The 19,622-nt window shown below is 40.0% G+C and carries 21 protein-coding genes; all 21 read left to right on the top strand.

The features are described 5' to 3' along the window. The first annotated feature begins 150 nt into the window (after positions 1–150). On the top strand, positions 151–780 hold the full coding sequence (gene upp, locus C1724_RS18515; RefSeq protein WP_102348236.1) for a uracil phosphoribosyltransferase: 630 nt from the start codon (positions 151–153) through the stop codon (positions 778–780). Positions 781–795: 15 nt separating this feature from the next. Beyond that, positions 796–1,947: a non-hydrolyzing UDP-N-acetylglucosamine 2-epimerase gene (gene wecB / locus C1724_RS18520; RefSeq protein ID WP_102348237.1), complete on the top strand. Its 1,152-nt coding sequence runs from the start codon at positions 796–798 to the stop codon at positions 1,945–1,947. Positions 1,948–3,386: 1,439 nt separating this feature from the next. Continuing rightward, entirely contained in the window at positions 3,387–5,654 is a 2,268-nt protein-coding gene (locus C1724_RS18525; RefSeq protein WP_308410512.1) for a S8 family serine peptidase, read from the top strand. A 225-nt stretch (positions 5,655–5,879) separates the two neighbouring features. Continuing rightward, complete coding sequence (locus C1724_RS18530) at positions 5,880–6,071, top strand: AtpZ/AtpI family protein (RefSeq protein ID WP_102348371.1); 192 nt, start codon at positions 5,880–5,882, stop codon at positions 6,069–6,071. 1 nt (position 6,072) lies between these two features. Beyond that, a complete protein-coding gene (locus tag C1724_RS18535) occupies positions 6,073–6,462 on the top strand; it encodes an ATP synthase subunit I (RefSeq protein WP_102348239.1) in 390 nt (129 codons plus the stop codon). Position 6,463: 1 nt separating this feature from the next. Next, the gene (gene atpB / locus C1724_RS18540; RefSeq protein ID WP_102348240.1) at positions 6,464–7,180 is read left to right on the top strand and encodes a F0F1 ATP synthase subunit A; all 717 of its coding nucleotides are present in this window, start codon (positions 6,464–6,466) and stop codon (positions 7,178–7,180) included. Positions 7,181–7,230: 50 nt separating this feature from the next. Then, the gene (gene atpE / locus C1724_RS18545) at positions 7,231–7,443 is read left to right on the top strand and encodes a F0F1 ATP synthase subunit C (RefSeq protein WP_102348241.1); all 213 of its coding nucleotides are present in this window, start codon (positions 7,231–7,233) and stop codon (positions 7,441–7,443) included. 238 nt (positions 7,444–7,681) lie between these two features. Further along, on the top strand, positions 7,682–8,212 hold the full coding sequence (gene atpF, locus C1724_RS18550; RefSeq protein WP_258000455.1) for a F0F1 ATP synthase subunit B: 531 nt from the start codon (positions 7,682–7,684) through the stop codon (positions 8,210–8,212). After that, entirely contained in the window at positions 8,209–8,754 is a 546-nt protein-coding gene (locus tag C1724_RS18555; RefSeq protein ID WP_102348243.1) for a F0F1 ATP synthase subunit delta, read from the top strand. Before atpF ends, C1724_RS18555 begins: the two co-directional genes overlap by 4 nt. A gap of 18 nt (positions 8,755–8,772) precedes the next feature. Then, on the top strand, positions 8,773–10,281 hold the full coding sequence (gene atpA / locus C1724_RS18560; RefSeq protein ID WP_102348244.1) for a F0F1 ATP synthase subunit alpha: 1,509 nt from the start codon (positions 8,773–8,775) through the stop codon (positions 10,279–10,281). Between the two features lie 75 nt (positions 10,282–10,356). After that, positions 10,357–11,217: a F0F1 ATP synthase subunit gamma gene (locus tag C1724_RS18565; RefSeq protein WP_102348245.1), complete on the top strand. Its 861-nt coding sequence runs from the start codon at positions 10,357–10,359 to the stop codon at positions 11,215–11,217. A 43-nt stretch (positions 11,218–11,260) separates the two neighbouring features. Further along, on the top strand, positions 11,261–12,676 hold the full coding sequence (atpD, locus tag C1724_RS18570; RefSeq protein WP_102348246.1) for a F0F1 ATP synthase subunit beta: 1,416 nt from the start codon (positions 11,261–11,263) through the stop codon (positions 12,674–12,676). Between the two features lie 117 nt (positions 12,677–12,793). Beyond that, on the top strand, positions 12,794–13,198 hold the full coding sequence (locus C1724_RS18575; protein WP_102348247.1) for a F0F1 ATP synthase subunit epsilon: 405 nt from the start codon (positions 12,794–12,796) through the stop codon (positions 13,196–13,198). A gap of 781 nt (positions 13,199–13,979) precedes the next feature. After that, positions 13,980–14,354, top strand: coding sequence for an NADH-quinone oxidoreductase subunit A (locus C1724_RS18580; RefSeq protein WP_102348248.1), 375 nt, complete (start codon positions 13,980–13,982; stop codon positions 14,352–14,354). Continuing rightward, a complete protein-coding gene (locus tag C1724_RS18585) occupies positions 14,345–14,860 on the top strand; it encodes a NuoB/complex I 20 kDa subunit family protein (RefSeq protein WP_102348249.1) in 516 nt (171 codons plus the stop codon). The genes C1724_RS18580 and C1724_RS18585 overlap by 10 nt, the downstream gene beginning before the upstream one ends. A 3-nt stretch (positions 14,861–14,863) precedes the next feature. Next, positions 14,864–16,168 carry an NADH-quinone oxidoreductase subunit C gene (locus C1724_RS18590; RefSeq protein ID WP_102348250.1) on the top strand — a complete coding sequence of 435 codons (1,305 nt, stop codon included), beginning with the start codon at positions 14,864–14,866 and terminating at the stop codon, positions 16,166–16,168. Positions 16,169–16,171: 3 nt separating this feature from the next. Beyond that, complete coding sequence (locus C1724_RS18595; protein WP_102348251.1) at positions 16,172–17,275, top strand: NADH-quinone oxidoreductase subunit D; 1,104 nt, start codon at positions 16,172–16,174, stop codon at positions 17,273–17,275. After that, positions 17,275–18,279, top strand: a complete 1,005-nt coding sequence (gene nuoH / locus C1724_RS18600; RefSeq protein WP_102348252.1) for an NADH-quinone oxidoreductase subunit NuoH — start codon at positions 17,275–17,277, stop codon at positions 18,277–18,279. The genes C1724_RS18595 and nuoH overlap by 1 nt, the downstream gene beginning before the upstream one ends. Before the next feature lie 91 nt (positions 18,280–18,370). Next, positions 18,371–18,790, top strand: coding sequence for an NADH-quinone oxidoreductase subunit NuoI (nuoI, locus tag C1724_RS18605; RefSeq protein WP_102348253.1), 420 nt, complete (start codon positions 18,371–18,373; stop codon positions 18,788–18,790). Then, entirely contained in the window at positions 18,787–19,302 is a 516-nt protein-coding gene (locus C1724_RS18610; protein WP_102348254.1) for an NADH-quinone oxidoreductase subunit J, read from the top strand. Before nuoI ends, C1724_RS18610 begins: the two co-directional genes overlap by 4 nt. Continuing rightward, positions 19,295–19,609 carry an NADH-quinone oxidoreductase subunit NuoK gene (gene nuoK, locus C1724_RS18615; RefSeq protein ID WP_102348255.1) on the top strand — a complete coding sequence of 105 codons (315 nt, stop codon included), beginning with the start codon at positions 19,295–19,297 and terminating at the stop codon, positions 19,607–19,609. The genes C1724_RS18610 and nuoK overlap by 8 nt, the downstream gene beginning before the upstream one ends. Positions 19,610–19,622 lie beyond the last annotated feature (13 nt).

Consider the following 19,622-nt stretch of genomic DNA (forward strand, 5'->3'; position numbering starts at 1 on the left):
AGGTTTGTTGGTACGTGGCAGCAAGTTAATGGAAGATTTTCCATTGATGGCTCATAATAAGTTAGTGCTTATTAATCCGTTGATAAAGAGCTAAGGTTGCATAGCGACAACATAGTTTTTTTTCAAATAGAAAAAGGAGAGATTTTTTTTATGGGAAAAATTCATGTGTTTGATCATCCGTTGATTCAACATAAATTATCAATTATTCGTGATAAAAATACAGGTACAAAAGAATTTCGTGAGCTCGTTGATGAAATCGCAACTTTAATGGCCTATGAAATTACTCGGGACTTACCGCTAGAGGATGTAACGATTGAAACGCCAGTGGCAACTGCACAAGCGAAGGTTCTTGCTGGTAAAAAGCTTGGAGTAATTCCTATTTTACGTGCGGGCTTAGGAATGGTTGATGGAATTCTAAAGCTAATCCCAGCAGCTAAAGTTGGCCATGTTGGGTTATACCGTGATCCGGAAACATTAAAGCCGGTAGAATATTATGTAAAGCTTCCTTCTGATATTGCAGAGCGCGAGTTAATCGTGGTTGATCCGATGTTAGCGACAGGTGGATCTGCAGTTGAAGCGATCACATCATTGAAAAAGCGCGGTGCCAAGCATATTAAATTAATGTGTACAATTGCTGCACCTGAAGGAGTAGAAGAAGTTCAAAAAGAACATCCTGATGTAGATATTTATATCGCGGGCTTAGATGAGAAATTAAATGAACATGGCTATATTATTCCTGGACTTGGAGATGCAGGCGACCGTCTATTTGGTACAAAATAATTGGAGTGAATATCGATGTCAAAACGAATTAAAGTGTTAACGACTTTTGGTACAAGACCTGAGGCGATTAAAATGTGCCCGCTTGTACTTGAACTAGAAAAGCGTTCTGACCAATTTGAATCCATTGTAGCGGTAACAGCGCAGCATCGCCAAATGCTCGATCAAGTCTTACAAATTTTTAATGTAAAACCTGATTATGACTTAAACATCATGAAAGATCGCCAAACATTGATTGATGTGACAACAAGAGGACTAGAAGGCTTGGACGCGGTAATGAAGGAAGTTCAGCCGGATATCGTGCTTGTACACGGTGATACAACAACTACTTTTATTGCGAGTCTGGCAGCATTCTACAATCAAATTGCAGTTGGACATGTCGAGGCGGGGCTAAGAACGTGGAACAAATACTCTCCGTTTCCTGAAGAAATGAACCGTCAGTTAACTGGTGTTATTAGCGATCTACATTTTTCACCAACAGATAAAGCCTATGAAAACTTAGTGCAGGAAAATAAAAATCCTGAAAGTATTTTCATTACAGGAAATACAGCAATTGATGCGCTGAAAACGACAGTTAAAGACGACTATAGTAATGAAGTGCTTGAAAAAGCCGCAAGCAAAGGCCGCTTAGTACTTGTTACCGCTCATCGCCGTGAAAATCTTGGACAACCAATGCGCAATATGTTCAATGCAATCCGCCGCATTGTTGAAGAGCATGACGATGTGCAAGTTGTATATCCGGTCCATTTAAATCCGGCCGTGCGAGAAATTGCCCAAGAAATACTTGGAGGGAATGAGCGGATTCATTTGATTGAACCGCTTGATGTAATTGACTTCCATAACTTTGCATCACGATCATACTTAATACTGACTGATTCGGGCGGCGTCCAAGAAGAAGCGCCTTCATTAGGTGTACCAGTTCTTGTGCTGCGTGATACAACAGAACGCCCTGAAGGTATTGAAGCAGGTACATTGAAGCTTGCAGGAACAGAGGAAGAAGATGTATACCGCTTAGCGAAAGAGCTGTTAACAGATTCTGCTGCGTATGAAAAAATGGCACAGGCGTCTAATCCGTATGGAGATGGCAAAGCATCTGCTCGAATTGCTGAAGCTATTCGTTATCATTTTAAACAAACAGACGAGCGCCCAGCGCCATTCACAGTTAAATAGATATAGGTTGATTTTAGTAAGGCTCATTTTTGGAGACATCTTCCAAGGATGGGCTTTTTTGTGTGAGCGGCAACTGTTGGTGCAAATTTATCTGGTGCAGTTAGTCATAAGATAGGGACTCCACATAAATGCCGTAAACCGTCCGTTTCGCTTATAAACTGCTAATTTGGATTAGAAATGAGTAGAATCCGCTTAGAAGTCATGAAATTCGGATTATAAACTCAGTATTCCGACTAGAAATCTGTGAACTCCGCTTACAAACTGCATAAACAAACAATTGGAATGACGCAGAACGGCTATAGCGAGTACAACCTGCGCGGGAGAGTCCGGTCAAATGATAAAGTGAATTTACTGCCGGTTATAAATGTTGTGAAAAGCGTGAATTTCAACGCTTTGCTGTAGAGTGTGATAGCTAATGCACCAATTAGCTAGAAAGATTCAATGCGTGGCGAATTTTATAACCAATAAACAGCAGTACATTCACTAAAAGAAAATCTGAGATTAAGATCAGAACTCTTCATAAATGCCGTAAACCGACCGTTTCGCTTATAAACTGCCAAATTGGATTAGAAATGAGTAATATCCGCTTATAAATCATGAAATTTGGATTATAAACTCAGCATTCCGACTAGAAATCTGTGAACTCCGCTTACAAACTGCATAAGCGAAAACTGGAATGACGCAGAACGGCTATAGCAAGTACAACCTGAGCGGGAGAGTCCAGCTCAACTGATAAAGTGAATCTACTGCCGGTTATAAATGTTGAGTTAAGCGTGAATTTCAACGCTTTGCTGTAGAGTGTGATAGCTAATGCACCAATTAGCTAGAAAGATTCATTGCGTTGCGAATTTTGTAACCAATAAACAGCAGTACATTCACTAAAAGAAAATCTGAGCTTAAGATGAGAACTCTCCATAAATGCCGTAAACCGACCGTTTCGCTTATAAACTGCAAAATTTGGATTAGAAATGAGTAAACTCCGCTTATAAATCATAGAATTTGGATTATAAACTCAGCATTCCGACTAGAAATCTGTCAACTCCGCTTACAAACTGCAAGAGCGACAAGTCAATTGAGATTAACCAGTATGGCTATAGCGAGTGCAACTTGAGCGGGAAAGTCCAGTCAAATGATAAAGTGAATCTACTGCCGGTTACAAATGTTGTGAAAAGCGTGAATTTCGCTAGTAAACGCTGTCTGATGGAGTAGTAGCAATAATAATTAAGCTCTTCCAAAACTAAAACCTCTACAAAATATTCAAACCCCACCACCTTTCTTGCATTAAAATCCCAAATTTGCAAATAATACCACAGTATAAAGAAATGAATATCATTCATAAATTCACACAAATTCAATGGGCGTTAACATCCACCCACATAATTTAATGCATCACCGCACCGGGGGTCAGGCACCATTAATACAGAAAGGTGGTATTTTTTGTGACATACAAGGCAATAAAAATACTAGCTTTTTCGATAATAGTATTTGGTAATACTTTTCCAATAACGAGTTTTGCTGAAATACAGAAAGTTGATATCAATATTAAAGTAGATCCTGCACCGATACATCCGCAAAAGTATATAGTCGAGGTAAATGATTCTACTATAATAGAAGAAATTAAATCAAAATATTCTGGAATTAAAATTAATGAACAGTTTAACACACTTTTTAATGGTATTTCGATTACGGCCAATGAAAAGGTGATTTCGCAGTTAGAAAATCTCAATGGTGTAGTAAGCATCCATCCTGCTAATACATACGAAGTTAAACTAGATGAAAGTGTGCCGTTTATCGGTGGCGATACGATCCGAGGGATGTTCGATAAAGAGAATCAGCGCTTAACAGGTAAAGGTGTAAAAGTTGGCGTCATTGATACTGGCGTTGATTATACGCATCCTGACTTACAAAGGAACTTTAAAGGCGGCTTTGATGTAGTGGACGATGATGAAGATCCAATGGAAACAATCAAAAGCCAGGGTGAGCCGACGCTGCATGGTACACATGTTGCCGGGATTATCGCTGCAAACGGAAAAGTAAAAGGTGTGGCGCCGGATGCAGAAGTATATGCGTATCGTACACTAGGCCCAGGTGGTGTTGGTACTTCAGATCAAGTTATTGCGGCGATCGAAAAAGCAGTAGAAGATGGCATGGATGTGATCAATTTATCATTAGGTAGTTCAGTGAACGGACCTGATTATCCAACAAGCATTGCGCTCGATAAGGCTGTGGAAAAGGGTGTGATTGCTGTAACTTCTAATGGGAACTCAGGTCCTGGTATTTGGACGGTTGGCTCACCGGGTGCTTCGGAAAAAGCAATCTCTGTTGGAGCATCGACGCCGCCAATTGAAATCCCATTTGGAACAATCCATGCAGCGCCTGATCATACTTTTGTGTTGCAGCCGCTCCAGGGTTCTGTTCCATGGAATTTAACGAAAGACTATCAATTAGTGAACGGAGGTCTAGGTTATCCGGACGAGATAAAAGATGCTAGAGGAAAAATTGTAGTCATTCAGCGTGGCGAGATTACTTTTACAGAAAAAGTGAAAAATGCATACGAAAAGGGTGCGGTTGCTGTCTTAATTTACAATAACGAAGATGGTATCTTTCCTGGCGGATTGGAAGAGAACATCGACATACCGGCAGTTGCACTAACAAAAAAAGACGGTGAGCTGTTAGTAAAGCATCTAAAAAAAGGCGACCAATGGTTTGCAACGAAGATGCGCAAAATAACCGATCGTTTAGCGGCCTTTAGCTCACGCGGGCCAGTCACCCATACATGGAATATAAAACCTGACGTAGTTGCTCCGGGGGTGAAAATTGATAGTACAGTGCCGGACGGCTATTTAGCTTTACAGGGAACAAGTATGGCTGCGCCACATGTTGCAGGAGCAGCGGCGCTCGTTAAACAAGCGCATCCTGATTGGACACCCGAACAAGTTAAAGCTGCACTAATGAATACCGCCAAGCAAATGTACAATGAAGAAGGGAAACAATATTCTCCGTTTGAACAAGGCGCAGGTCGTATCCAAGTAGACGACGCGGTTTCAACTAAGCTGCTTGCCTATCCAGGTGCCTTAGCTTTTGGTTCGATTAAGCCATCCAAGCATAAAGTAAATAAAAGTATCGCGTTAATTGTTGAAAATACATCAGATACTCCACAAAAAATTTCGTTTGAAATTCCAAAGCTCGAAAAAGGGCTGAAGTGGAATCTACCTTTTTCACAATATCTAGAACCGAAGGAAAAAAAGAAAATTAAAGTGGGGATAGAGGTAGATTCAACAGTTATGAAAAATGGGATATATTATGGAGGTTTAGAACTAATTTCAGAAGATAACAACATTGCACTGCCATTTTTATTTGTGATTGGTGATCCAAAGCATCCAAGAGTAATGGGGTTTTCATTTGAAAAAGAAGAGAATGATGTCGACGAGCATAGTAGTTTCAGTCGTAAGGATGATGAACGCTACAAATATGAGTTCTACTTACCGGAAGGCGCAGATGAATTCGGAATTGCATTATTTGACCCGATAACACTTCAGTTTAAGGGATTGTTAACACAACAGCATAATGTGAAACGCGGTCATATTGAACAAACTATTGACCGAGAAAAAATTCCATTTCCAGATGGTGTTTACCGAGCGATCGTTTATGCTAGACAAAATGGGTTAGAAACATCGCAGGAGACTGAAATTGTAATAGAGAGTTAATGTTTAAATTCTTGATAGAGACTTATAAATTTTTGTTATATGTCGTATCTGTGAACATTTTCACCTAAAATTGATTGACATTAAAAGTACCCTATTGTATGCTTACAAAGGATGTAAAACGAGGGTACTTTTAGTACATATTTTTCAGAAAATTAATAAGAGATAAAGTACTAAGGAGCGCTTTATTTGCGAGGAGATAATCAGCAAAAAAAACCCTTACAGGCAATGGCTATCATGTCAGCAATTTCAAGTAGTCTAGTAGGATCGATACTGGTAGGTATCTTTCTAGGGAAATGGCTAGATAAACTAGCGGGTACATTTCCACTGTTCCTAATACTTGGTCTTATTAGTGGACTTGCAGCTGGTGTTTATGCGACAATTCAGATTGTCCAACGCTATTTAGGAGAAGGAAAATAACATGCTTGAAAATAAAGGGATGCTGACTCGGTACCTGAAAATTATCATCAACATTTTAGTGTTATTCGTATTAGGATGGGGATTTACTCCTTATACGACTATTTTTAATGGCCTGATACTAGGTGCTGTTGCTAGTACCTATAATATGTGGCTACTGTATCGAAAGGTGAACAAGTTTGGACAAGCGGTTGTGGAAAACAGGCGCATGGGCTCACTTGGTATGCTGCAACGTATGGCATCTTCCGTATTAGCAGTGCTAATCGCAATGCGATACCCTGAAACGTTTCACTTAGTAAGTGTGATTATTGGCTTAATGACATATTATATCGTCATTATGATAGATTTTATTATTCAATCCAAACGTAATTCATTCGGGAAGAGAGGTGAATAAGTTGGAACATGGTGCTCCTATAGTGGAATTTCTTGGTCTTACATTTAATTTATCAAACGTATTAATGGTCACTGTTGCATCAGCCATCGTATTTTTAATCGCAGTCTTATGTACTCGTTCATTACAGTTACGCCCAACAGGTGCTCAAAACTTTTTGGAATGGGTGATGGACTTTGTAAAAGGCATTATTGGAAACACAATGGACTGGCAAACAGGCGGTCGCTTTTTATCACTAGGAATGACACTACTCATGTATATATTTGTATCAAACATGCTAGGTCTTCCATTTGCAATTGTAGTTGGGGAAGAACATCATTTATGGTGGAAATCACCAACCGCAGATCCGACGATCACAATGACACTAGCTGTTATGATTGTTGGTTTAACACACTATTATGGTGTGAAAATGAATGGTGTGAAAACATATACAAAAGGTTTCTTTGAACCAATGTCTTTTATGTTTCCGCTAAAAATCATTGAGGAATTTGCTAACACATTAACTCTTGGTTTGCGTTTATACGGTAACATTTTTGCTGGTGAAATCCTATTGGGATTGCTAGCAGGTTTAGCAACGAGCGGGATTGCAGGTGCTTTAGGTGCTGCAATACCGATGATGGTTTGGCAAGCATTTAGTATTTTCGTAGGCGCGATTCAAGCGTTTATCTTTACAATGTTAACGATGGTATATATGGCACACAAAGTGAGTCATGACCATTAAAATAAAAATAATTTCAAATAAAGAATTATAATTCTAAGGAGGACTTTATAATGGGTTTATTAGCAGCAGCAATTGCAATAGGTTTAGCTGCACTAGGTGCAGGTATTGGTAACGGTCTTATCGTAAGTAGAACAGTTGAAGGGATCGCTCGTCAACCAGAGCTAAAAGGACCTCTTCAAACTACAATGTTCATCGGGGTTGCGTTAGTAGAGGCGATTCCAATCATCGCGGTAGTAGTTGCATTTATCGTAATGGGACAATAATTTTAAGTGCATAAATAATACAATTGATAACAGGATCATGACTTAGATCTAAATGGCGAAGATCATTTGAAGATCCTTCGCCATTGCTTTATCATGGTTTAACATGCTGCAACCGCCTGCCATAAAAGGATAGGCAGGGGTTAAACAGCCTGTAAAACCGATTAGTTTCAACTTATGTAAACTATTAAGTGTACGATCATATACCGAGCAGGGCACGTATTGGAAAGGAGTGAATACAGTGTCACCAATTAATGTATTAGTATTGGGAGCAGCTGGCGGCGGACTTGGAATCAATACAGGCGATATCGTCTTCCAGTTAGTGATGTTTTTAATTTTGTTATTATTACTTCGCAAATTTGCTTTCGGTCCATTAATGGGCATCATGAAGCAACGTGAAGAACATATAGGAAATGAAATAGCGGCAGCTGAAAAGAGTCGTAAAGAAGCAGAGAGAATTGCTGCAGACCAAGCTGAAGCTTTAAAGCAAGCTCGTGTTGAAGCACAACAATTAATCGAAAACGCTAAGAAAATTGGCGAGCAACAAGAAAAAGATATTATCGAAGCGGCGCGTACTGAAGCAGTTCGCTTGAAGGAATCTGCAATTAAAGAGATCCAACAAGAAAAAGAACAAGCAGTTGCAGCATTACGTGAACAAGTTGCTTCATTATCTGTATTAATCGCATCTAAAGTGATTGAAAAAGAGTTAAGTGAAAAAGATCAAGAAAAACTTATTAATGAATATATCAAAGAGGTAGGCGAGCAGCGATGAGTTCAACAGCAGTAGCGAATCGCTATGCAGTAGCCCTTTTCGAACTAGCAAAAGAACAGAATCAACTGGAAACAGTAGAAGCTGAACTTCGTGTTGTTGAAAAGGTTTTAGCCGAAAATCCTCAATTCCTAACTCTTTTAAAGCAACCAAAAATCTCGAATGAATCTAAAAAAACAATGATCAAAGAAGTGTTTGGCGGTGTATCAACAACTGTATTGAACACAATCCTACTTCTTATCGATCGCAAGCGTGAAGATCTTCTAAGTGAAATCGTGGAAGAGTACTTCGTATTAGCGAATAATGCGCGCGGTATCGCAGATGCAAAAGTGTATTCTGTCCGCCCGTTAACGCAAGATGAAGAAAAAGCTCTTTCAGATGTATTTGCTAAGAAGGTTGGTAAATCTGAATTACGAATTACAAATATTGTAGATAACAGCCTGATTGGTGGGCTTAAACTACGCATTGGAAATACAATTTTTGATGGCAGTGTAAAAGGTAAGTTAGACCGTATGGAACGTCAATTACTATCTGCAAAAAGTTAGAAGATAGGGGTGAAATTCATGAGCATCAAAGCAGAAGAAATTAGTGCGCTGATAAAAAAGCAAATCGAAAATTATCAGTCTGAAATCGAAGTAAATGATGTAGGTACTGTAATCCAAGTTGGTGATGGTATCGCACGTGCTCATGGTCTTGATAACGTTATGGCGGGAGAACTTGTTGAATTCTCAAATGGCGTAATGGGTCTTGCCCAAAACCTTGAAGAAAACAACGTTGGTATCGTTATTCTAGGACCATTTAGTGATATTCGTGAAGGAGACGAGGTTCGTCGTACAGGCCGTATTATGGAAGTACCTGTTGGTGAAGCACTTTTAGGTCGTGTTGTAAACCCATTAGGACAACCAGTTGACGGTTTAGGACCGATCGAAACTTCAAAAACTCGTCCAATTGAATCAAAAGCTCCAGGTGTAATGGCGCGTAAATCAGTTCATGAGCCATTACAAACAGGTATTAAAGCGATCGACGCTCTAGTACCAATCGGACGTGGACAACGTGAATTAATCATCGGTGACCGCCAAACAGGTAAAACATCTGTTGCGATCGATACAATCTTAAACCAAAAGAACGAAGATATGATTTGTATCTACGTTGCAATTGGTCAAAAAGAATCAACAGTACGTGGTGTTGTTGAAACTTTACGTAAAAACGGTGCATTAGATTACACAATCGTTGTAACTGCATCTGCATCACAACCAGCTCCATTATTATACTTAGCTCCTTATGCTGGTGTAACAATGGGTGAAGAATTCATGTTTAATGGTAAGCATGTTCTTGTTATCTATGATGATTTAACAAAACAAGCTGCTGCATACCGTGAATTATCATTATTATTACGTCGTCCTCCAGGCCGTGAAGCATATCCAGGGGATGTATTTTACTTACACAGTCGCTTATTAGAGCGTGCTGCAAAGCTTAGCGATGATTTAGGTGGCGGTTCAATGACTGCATTACCATTCATCGAAACACAAGCTGGTGACGTTTCTGCGTACATTCCAACGAACGTTATCTCGATCACAGATGGACAAATCTTCTTACAATCAGACTTGTTCTTCTCTGGTGTACGTCCAGCGATCAACGCCGGTTTATCAGTATCACGTGTTGGTGGATCTGCGCAAATTAAAGCGATGAAAAAGGTAGCAGGTACATTACGTCTTGACCTTGCATCCTTCCGTGAGCTAGAAGCATTTGCTCAGTTCGGTTCTGACCTTGATAAAGCAACACAAGCGAAGTTAAACCGTGGTGTTCGTACAGTTGAAGTATTAAAGCAAGGCTTAAATAAGCCGCTTGCTGTTGAAAAACAAGTTACGATCCTTTATGCGTTAACAAAGGGATTCTTAGATGATATCCCAGTTGTTGATATTACTCGTTTTGAGAGCGAATTAATGACTTGGTTAGAGCATAACCGTAATGAAATTTTAGAAACGATCCGTACAACGAAGGGATTACCTAGTGACGAAGATATGGCTTCTGCTCTTAACGATTTCAAGAAGTCTTTCAACGTATCGGAGTAAGGACATATTCACATATAAGTACTAAATAAATGTTGGTTGAACCACAATGTCCTCGAAAAAAGGTGGTGAAAACGAGTGGCTTCATTACGCGATATAAAAAATCGTATTACATCGACAAAGAAAACAATGCAAATCACGAAAGCGATGCAGATGGTATCAGCAGCTAAGCTAAATCGTGCTGAAATGAACGCTAAATCATTTGTTCCTTACATGGAAAAAATACAGGAAGTTGTTGCAAGTATTGCGGCTGGTAGCAGTGGTGTGAGCCATCCGATGCTACAATCGCGTCCGGTAAAGAAAACAGCCTATTTAGTTATTACATCTGACCGTGGATTAGCAGGTGCTTATAATAGTAACGTTTTACGTAACGTGAATCGTATTATTAACGAGCGTCATAAATCAACAGATGAATATGTAGTGATTGCACTAGGTCGCGTTGGCCGTGACTTCTTTAAGAAACGCAATATGCCATTGATCAAAGACATCGTCGGTCTTTCAGATCAACCGGAATTTGCTGATATTAAAGATATAGCCAGCCAAACTGTACAAATGTTTGCCGATGGAGCATATGATGAACTTTATATGTATTACAATCATTTCGTAAGTGCGATTCAGCAGGATTTTACCGAAAAGAAATTACTGCCGTTAACAGACCTTGCGGGTGAAAATACAAAAATAAGCTCATATGAGTATGAACCGTCTCAAGAAGAAATTTTAGAGGTGTTATTACCTCAATATGCTGAAAGCTTAGTATATGGTGCGCTACTCGATGGAAAGGCAAGTGAACATGCTGCACGTATGACAGCGATGAAAAGTGCGACTGATAATGCAGGCGAACTTATCGATTCACTTACACTTTCTTATAACCGTGCTCGCCAAGCTGCGATTACCCAAGAGATTACAGAGATCGTCGGCGGTGCAGCAGCATTAGAATAGAACGGATTAGTTTGAACTATGTTTGTTAGGAGGGAAAAGCGCGATGAATAAAGGACGCGTAACCGCAGTTTTAGGTCCGGTTGTTGACGTAAAATTCGAAAGCGGACAGCTGCCTGAACTTTACAACGCCCTTAGAATCGAACATAAAGCGCGTACTGAGAATGATGTTGATATCAACTTAACTCTAGAAGTTGCTCTACATCTTGGTGATGATACAGTACGTACAGTTGCGATGGATTCTACTGATGGTGTAGTTCGTGGCATTGAAGTATTAGATACAGGTGCACCAATTTCAGTTCCAGTTGGTGACGTAACACTTGGTCGTGTATTTAACGTATTAGGAGAAGCGATTGACCTTGCTGATCCAGTTCCTACGGAAGCACGTAGAGATCCAATCCATCGTCAAGCACCTACATTTGAAAATCTTTCAACGCAAGTTGAAATTTTAGAAACTGGTATTAAAGTAGTTGACTTACTTGCTCCTTATATCAAGGGTGGTAAGATCGGTCTATTTGGTGGTGCCGGTGTAGGTAAAACGGTATTAATTCAGGAATTAATCAATAACATCGCTCAAGAGCATGGTGGTATTTCGGTATTCGCCGGCGTAGGTGAGCGTACACGTGAAGGTAACGACCTTTATCATGAAATGAGCGATTCAGGCGTTATCAAGAAAACAGCAATGGTATTCGGTCAGATGAACGAGCCACCTGGTGCACGTCAACGTGTTGCCTTAACAGGTTTAACAATGGCTGAATATTTCCGTGATGAGCAAGGACAAGACGTGTTATTCTTTATCGATAACATCTTCCGTTTCACGCAAGCAGGTTCAGAGGTATCGGCCCTATTAGGACGTATGCCATCTGCCGTTGGTTACCAACCAACACTTGCAACTGAAATGGGTCAATTACAAGAACGTATTACATCAACTAACGTAGGTTCTGTAACATCGATCCAAGCGATTTATGTTCCTGCCGATGACTATACGGATCCAGCTCCAGCAACAACTTTCGCTCACTTAGATGCAACAACGAACCTTGAGCGTAAGCTTTCTGAGATGGGTATTTACCCAGCGGTGGATCCATTAGCGTCAACTTCACGTGCCCTTTCACCTGAAATCGTTGGTGAAGAGCATTACAATATTGCTCGTCAAGTACAGCAAACATTACAACGTTACCGTGAATTACAAGATATTATTGCAATCTTAGGTATGGATGAACTTTCTGATGAAGACAAGCTAGTTGTAGCACGTGCTCGTCGCATTCAGTTCTTCCTATCTCAAAACTTCCACGTTGCTGAACAGTTTACTGGTCAACCGGGTTCATATGTACCTGTAAAAGAAACAGTTCGTGGCTTCAAGGAAATCCTTGAAGGTAAATACGACGATCTTCCAGAAGACGCATTCCGTCTTGTAGGACGCATCGAAGAAGTAGTTGAAAAAGCAAAAGCTATGCAGGCTTAAGGTTCTAGAGAAGTGAGGAATGAGAAATGGGGATGAGCGCATCTGCTATTCATCGCAAAGGCTAACATCTCATTTCTCACATCTTATATCTCACCTCTAGTATGGGAGGTTAATTAAATGAAGACAATGAGAGTCAGTGTAGTTACTCCTGATGGCCCTGTATATGAGTCAGACGTAGAAATGGTTAGTGCTAAGGCAATTAGTGGTGAATTAGGTATTTTACCTGGTCACATTCCATTAGTTGCTCCGCTAACGATTAGCGCTGTTCGTCTAAAAAATGGTGCGGATTCTGAAAAAGTGGCTGTTAGTGGTGGCTTCCTGGAAGTAAGACCTGATAAAGTTACAATTTTAGCTCAAGCAGCTGAGTTAGCTTCAGATATCGACGTAGATCGTGCACGTGCAGCGAAGGATCGTGCTGAAAGACGTCTACAACAAGCTAAAGCAGATGATATTGATTTTAAACGCGCTGAAATGGCATTAAAACGTGCAATTAATCGTTTAGATGTAGGTAGCCGTTCTTAATAAACCTAAAGAAAGACATTTCCGTCTTTCTTTAGGTTTATTTTTTGTAATTATTTTCATGAGAACAAGCAAGCAGTTATTTAGCACATGGGCGATGGATCTGAATTACTCCAACTTATAAAGTTATCCAAATAGGAGTCTTTATTAAGATTCTCTAAAAGATGGCGAAATTGGTAGGAAAAAGATTGCGAGAAAGATTGTTTGATATTAAGAGATATAGTAGTATTAGTGGCAATACTTCAAAGCCTGTAACCAAGTCAATACTCATTGAAGACAAGAACAAGCAATTTAAAACGCAGTTTAATAATATAAAACTCCTAAATGATCACTAAAAGCAATCAGTTCAGTTCTTACCCACTGTATGAACGATAATACTAAAATAGCTTTTAATTTTTAAAACCGTTATTTTACAATATAGCGTTTATAATCTTTAGGAACTGGGTACTATCTGAATGATTGTGCAAGTATACTATATTGCGCAAGTATGGTTAAGATGAACTGCCTTAACAATAGATAAATCGATATTTATAGACGTAAAATTTTTATATTAGTATAACAATTAACTTGTTTTGATTTGTGAGTAAAATCTGAAAATAGCGACAACTAATGTAATTGTGATAATATTCACTGCGCATTTGAATATCATCGTATTATCATGGTAATAGTATATGAAAACTTTTTTACGATATTTGTGAACGTTTGTCGACACACAAATTTCCATTTGCTATAATAGGACTCGGTTACAAAATATTTTTAAATCATAGATTTTGGGGGGGATGGTATGGAACATCTAACTCTGTACCAAAACAATTATTTAATTGTAGTTGTCTTTCTCTTGCTGGGAATAATACTACCTGTTGGGGCGTTAACGTTTGGTAGATTTTTGCGACCTAACAAACCAAGTGTTGAAAAACAATCAACTTATGAAAGCGGTGTCGAGCCGTTTCAGGATTCACGGGTTCAATTTAATGTGCGTTATTATATTTTTGCATTAATGTTTGTTATTTTCGATGTAGAGACTGTGTTTTTATATCCATGGGCAGTAGCTTATGAAAAATTGGGAGTCTTTGCACTAATTGAAATGTTAATTTTCGTTGTTATGCTAATTATTGGCTTAATCTACGCTTGGAAGAAGAAGGTGTTAAAATGGATTTAATGCTACAAGATATTACACCAGAGGAACAAGAAGAGTTAAATCGCAACGTCTTTTTAACAACTGTCGAACAAATCAAAGCATGGGCACGTGGTGCATCGATCTGGCCAATGACCTTCGGCTTAGCTTGCTGTGCAATCGAAATGATGGCAGCAGGTGGATCGCATTTTGATATCTCCCGCTTTGGTAAGGAAATTTTCCGTGCCTCCCCACGTCATGCAGATTGCATGATTGTTGCCGGTACTGTAACGAAGAAAATGGCACCTATTTTGAGAAGGCTATATGATCAAATGCCTGAACCAAAATGGGTCATTGCTATGGGTTCATGCGCAACAGCTGGTGGACCATATGTAAAATCGTACGCAGTTGTAAAAGGTGTAGACCAAATTGTTCCGGTTGACGTATATATACCTGGCTGCCCGCCAAACCCGGCAGCATTAATTTACGGATTGCATAAATTAGAAGAAAAAATCCGCTATGAAGCAAAGACTGGAAAGCGGGTGCTTTAATAAATGAGCGAAAAAGACCTCGAACAACAAAAACGAGAAGCTGCCCAAAAAGCAAAGGAAGCTGCTATGAAAAAGTTAGCAGAACAAAATGCTGGTGCAGCTTCAACTGATGATGCCGACTTAGCGAAAAAGAAAGCTGCAGCAGCCGCGAAAGCAAAAGCGGCTGCATTAGCAAAGCAAAAAGCAGCCGAACAAGCAGAAGGTGCAGCAACTGCTGACTCAGCCGATTCAGCACCAAGCGACGACGCTGACTTAGCGAAAAAGAAAGCAGCAGCAGCCGCGAAAGCAAAAGCAGCGGCATTAGCAAAGCAAAAAGCAGCCGAACAAGCAGAAGGTGCAGCAACTGCTGACTCAGCCGATTCAGCATCAAGCGATGATGCCGACTTAGCGAAAAAGAAAGCAGCAGCAGCCGCAAAAGCAAAGGCAGCGGCATTAGCGAAAGCTAAAGCTGCTGAATCAGGCGCAGGCGATACTGGCGCAGCTACTGACGACGAAAAAGCCAAAGCTGCCGCAAAGGCAAAAGCAGCAGCAGCTGCCAAAGCAAAGGCCGCAGCTGCTGCAAAAGCAAAAGCACTAGCAGCCGAGTCAGGTGAAGGCGATGTCGGTGATGATGAAAAAGCCAAAGCCGCTGCAAAGGCAAAAGCAGCAGCAGCCGCAAAAGCAAAGGCTGCAGCCGCAGCGAAAGCTAAAGCTGGCGGTGGTGCAGCAAGTGATGACGAGAAAGCGAAAGCAATCGCAGCAGCGAAAGCAAAAGCCGCTGCACTTGCAAAAGCTAAGTCTGCAGGCGCAGGCGCAACTGCCGATGCACCGGCAGCAGAGGAAGAAAAGTCACCAAATCAACCATATCTAGATAAATATATCAAGGTCATTGAAGATCATCTTGGCAAGGATGTCATTGAAGATGCTTATATCAATAAACTTTCAAAAGACGTGCCAACCATTGTTGCAAAACCAGAGTCTTATTATAAAATTGCTGAGTTCTTGAAATACAATGAGCAGCTAGGCTTTGATTATTTATCAGAACATCATGGTTCAGACTTCGAAACACATTTAGAAGTTTACAATCATTTTTATTCTTATAAAAACAAGCAATCTGTTGCGTTAAAAGTAAAGATTGACCGAGAAAAATCAGAAATTGAGTCTCTTACACCACTGTGGGCAGGCGCTGATTGGCCTGAAAGAGAATCATACGATCTGCTCGGAATCAAATATAAGAATCACCCTAACTTAACTAGAATCATGCTTGCAGACGATTGGGTGGGTCACCCACTTCGCAAAGACTACGAGCAGTATGATGTGGAGGTGTAGCAAATGGCGATTAAAACAGAAGAATTGCTACTCAACGTAGGTCCTCAGCATCCAAGTACACATGGTGTATTCCGAGTTGTTTTAAAATTAGATGGTGAGATTATTAAAGAAGCTACACCAGTCATTGGCTATTTACATCGTGGTACCGAAAAACTAGCAGAAGATCTACAATATACACAAATCGTCCCTTACACAGACCGTATGGATTACTTATCAGCGATGACAAATAACTATGTGATCGTCCATGCAGTTGAGACGATGATGGGATTAGAAATTCCTGAAAAAGCAGAGTATCTACGCGTGCTTGCAATGGAACTTGGAAGAATCGCCAGCCATCTTGTAGGATGGGGAACCTTCCTAATGGATATGGGTGCAACAAGTCCATTTATGTATGCGATGAGAGAACGAGAAATCATTCTAAATCTTTTAAATGAACTATCAGGAGCTCGTTTAACCTTTAACTACATGCGCGTTGGCGGTGTAAAATGGGATGCTCCAGATGGCTGGATCGAAAAAGTGAGAGACTTTGTTCCTTACATGCGCGAAAAACTTGAAAGTTACCACGAGCTTGTAACGGGTAACGAAATCTTTTTAACACGTGTAAAAGGAATTGGTAAATATACAAAAGAAGATGCGCTTAATTATTCATTAAGCGGTCCATGTTTACGCTGTACAGGTGTTAAATGGGATCTTCGTAAAGATGAACCATATTCAATTTATGATCGTTTTGACTTTGATGTTCCAACTGCAGATGGTGGGGATGCAAAGGCACGCTACGATGTTCGTATGGCTGAAATGGCGGAATCTCTGAAAATAGTAGAGCAAGCCGTTGAGCAATTCCCTAAAGAAGGCGAAATCTTAGCGAAGGTACCAAGAATTATTAAAGCTCCTAAGGGTGAGGCATTCGTTCGTATCGAAGGCGCCCGCGGTGAAATCGGCTGTTATATTGCTAGCGATGGCAAAAAGGAGCCCTATCGCTTAAAGTTCCGCCGCCCAAGCTTTTATAATCTACAAATCTTCAAAAAGCTTATCGAAGGACAAAACATCTCAGACATGGTTGCAATCCTTGGAAGTATTGACATTGTACTAGGGGAGGTTGATGGGTAATGATGCAGTCGCTATTAAATTCACCTCCTAGCTTGTTAAACTTTCTGATCTACTTCGGCCTTGCAGCAATGTTATTGTTCATAGTGATCCTGGCATTCGTTGCTTATGGAATTTTAGCCGAAAGAAAAGTATTGGCATTCATGCAATCTCGTGTAGGTCCGAACACTTATGGTGGTAGATTTGGTTTATTACAAACCGTTGCCGACGTTTTGAAGCTGTTAATGAAAGAAGATATTATCCCTAAAGCTGCCGATAAGCCGATCTTTATCCTGGCACCAATCGTCGCGTTTGTTCCATCATTTATGGTTATTGCAACCATACCATTTACAGATGCGTATCAATTTGCTGACCTTGGCATAGGCCTACTTTACTATATTGCTCTCTCAGGGATGTCAATTGTAGGAATGGTAATGGGTTCATGGGCATCGAACAATAAATACTCATTGCTCGGCGGGATGCGTGCAGGCGCACAAATGATTTCATACGAAATCCCGCTTGTTATGTCCGTACTAGGTGTCATCCTGTTCACAGGAAGCTTAAACTTAAATGAAGTAGTCGCTGCACAGGAAAATATCGCGTATATCTTCCTACAGCCAATTGGATTTTTAGTATTTTTCATTGCATCAAACGCTGAATTAAGCCGGATTCCATTCGACTTACCAGAATCAGAATCAGAGCTTGTTGCAGGCTATCATACAGAGTACTCAGGATTCCGTATGGCATTTTTCATGTTGTCAGAGTATGTATATTTATTCGCAATGTCAGCGCTCATGACTGTATTGTTCTTAGGCGGCTGGAACCCAATTCCAGGACTAGGCTTTATCCCTGGCGCTGTATGGTTCGCGCTTAAATTTAGCTTAATCGTATATATCTTTATCTGGTTCCGTGCAACATTCCCGCGTTTCAAAGCCGATACGCTTATGGAATTTGCTTGGAAAATATTATTACCAGTTGCATTAGCAAACCTATTTCTTTCAGCCATTGTTAAAGAATTATTTTTCTAAAAGAGAGCCAGAGGGACAGGTCCCTTGGCACATCCACGACATCTGGACAGTAAGAAGATGTCATATTAGATAAGGAAAAGGGGTGGAACGCATGAAAGGCTTAGCAAAAGGCTTAAAGTATACCCTGCAGGAATTAACAAAAAAACCGGTAACTTACGATTATCCGAATGATGCACTAGCACTTCCGGATCGTTTTCGCGGGATTCAAAAATTTTATCCTGAAAAATGTATCGTGTGTAATCAGTGTGCCAATATTTGTCCTACAGACTGTATTAAGCTGACAGGTAAAAAGCACCCGGATCCATCGAAAAAGGGTAAAATTATCGATACGTATACGATTAACTTCGAAATCTGTATACTTTGTGACTTATGTACAGAAGTTTGTCCGACGGAAGCCATTATTATGACAAACAATTTCGAGCTGTCAACGTACAGTCGCGATGAATTATATAAAGACCTCACGTGGTTAGATGAAAATGATGAGAACATTAGAGAGGTGAACAAACCGTGAGTGGTGAGCTTTTAGCGTTTTTCATTCTCGCCTTAATTGCAATTTCGGGCGGGGTCATTATGCTAAACGTAACAAAGGTGGTCCACATGGTTGTATCATTAGTGTTCACCTTCATAGCGTTTGCTGGACTTTATGTTTTATTATCTGCAGAATTTGTTGCAGCTGTCCAAATATTAATTTATTCAGGGGCAATAACAATCATCATCTTGTTCGGAATTATGTTAACAAAGCATGATGATAAAGATGTCAAAAAAGTGAATCCAATCCGCAACTTGATTGTTGGCTTAGGTGTAATTGGATTCTTTTTAACGGTTTACTTTGCGATTAACGATTTAACTCTTGGAGAGCAAGCTACAAACTTACATGTCGAGAATACATCTCAAATCGGGGAAACATTGTATTCCAAATACGTAATCCCGTTTGAATTAACGTCAGTGTTATTACTTGTAGCATTAATCGGTGCGATTATTATTTCGAAGAAAGACGATGAGGAGGGCGAGACGCATGACTAGTGTTCCGATATCCGTATATTTAGTGCTTGCCCTTGTTCTTTTCTGTATTGGCTTATATGGAGCCTTAACAAAAAGAAGTACAATCATCGTACTGATTTCAATCGAATTAATGTTAAATGCAGTTAACTTAAATTTAGTTGCATTTAGTAAATATGGAGTAAATCCAAGTATCACAGGACAAATTTTTTCATTATTTACCATTACAGTAGCAGCAGCTGAGGTAGCGGTAGGTTTAGCAATCTTGATTGCTTTAAATCGCAATCGTAAAACAGTGAATATTGATGAAATGGACTTAATGAAAAAATAAAGGACTCAAACAT

It is taken from the genome of Bacillus sp. Marseille-P3661 (genome assembly GCF_900240995.1).
Lineage (GTDB): Bacteria > Bacillota > Bacilli > Bacillales > Bacillaceae_J > OESV01.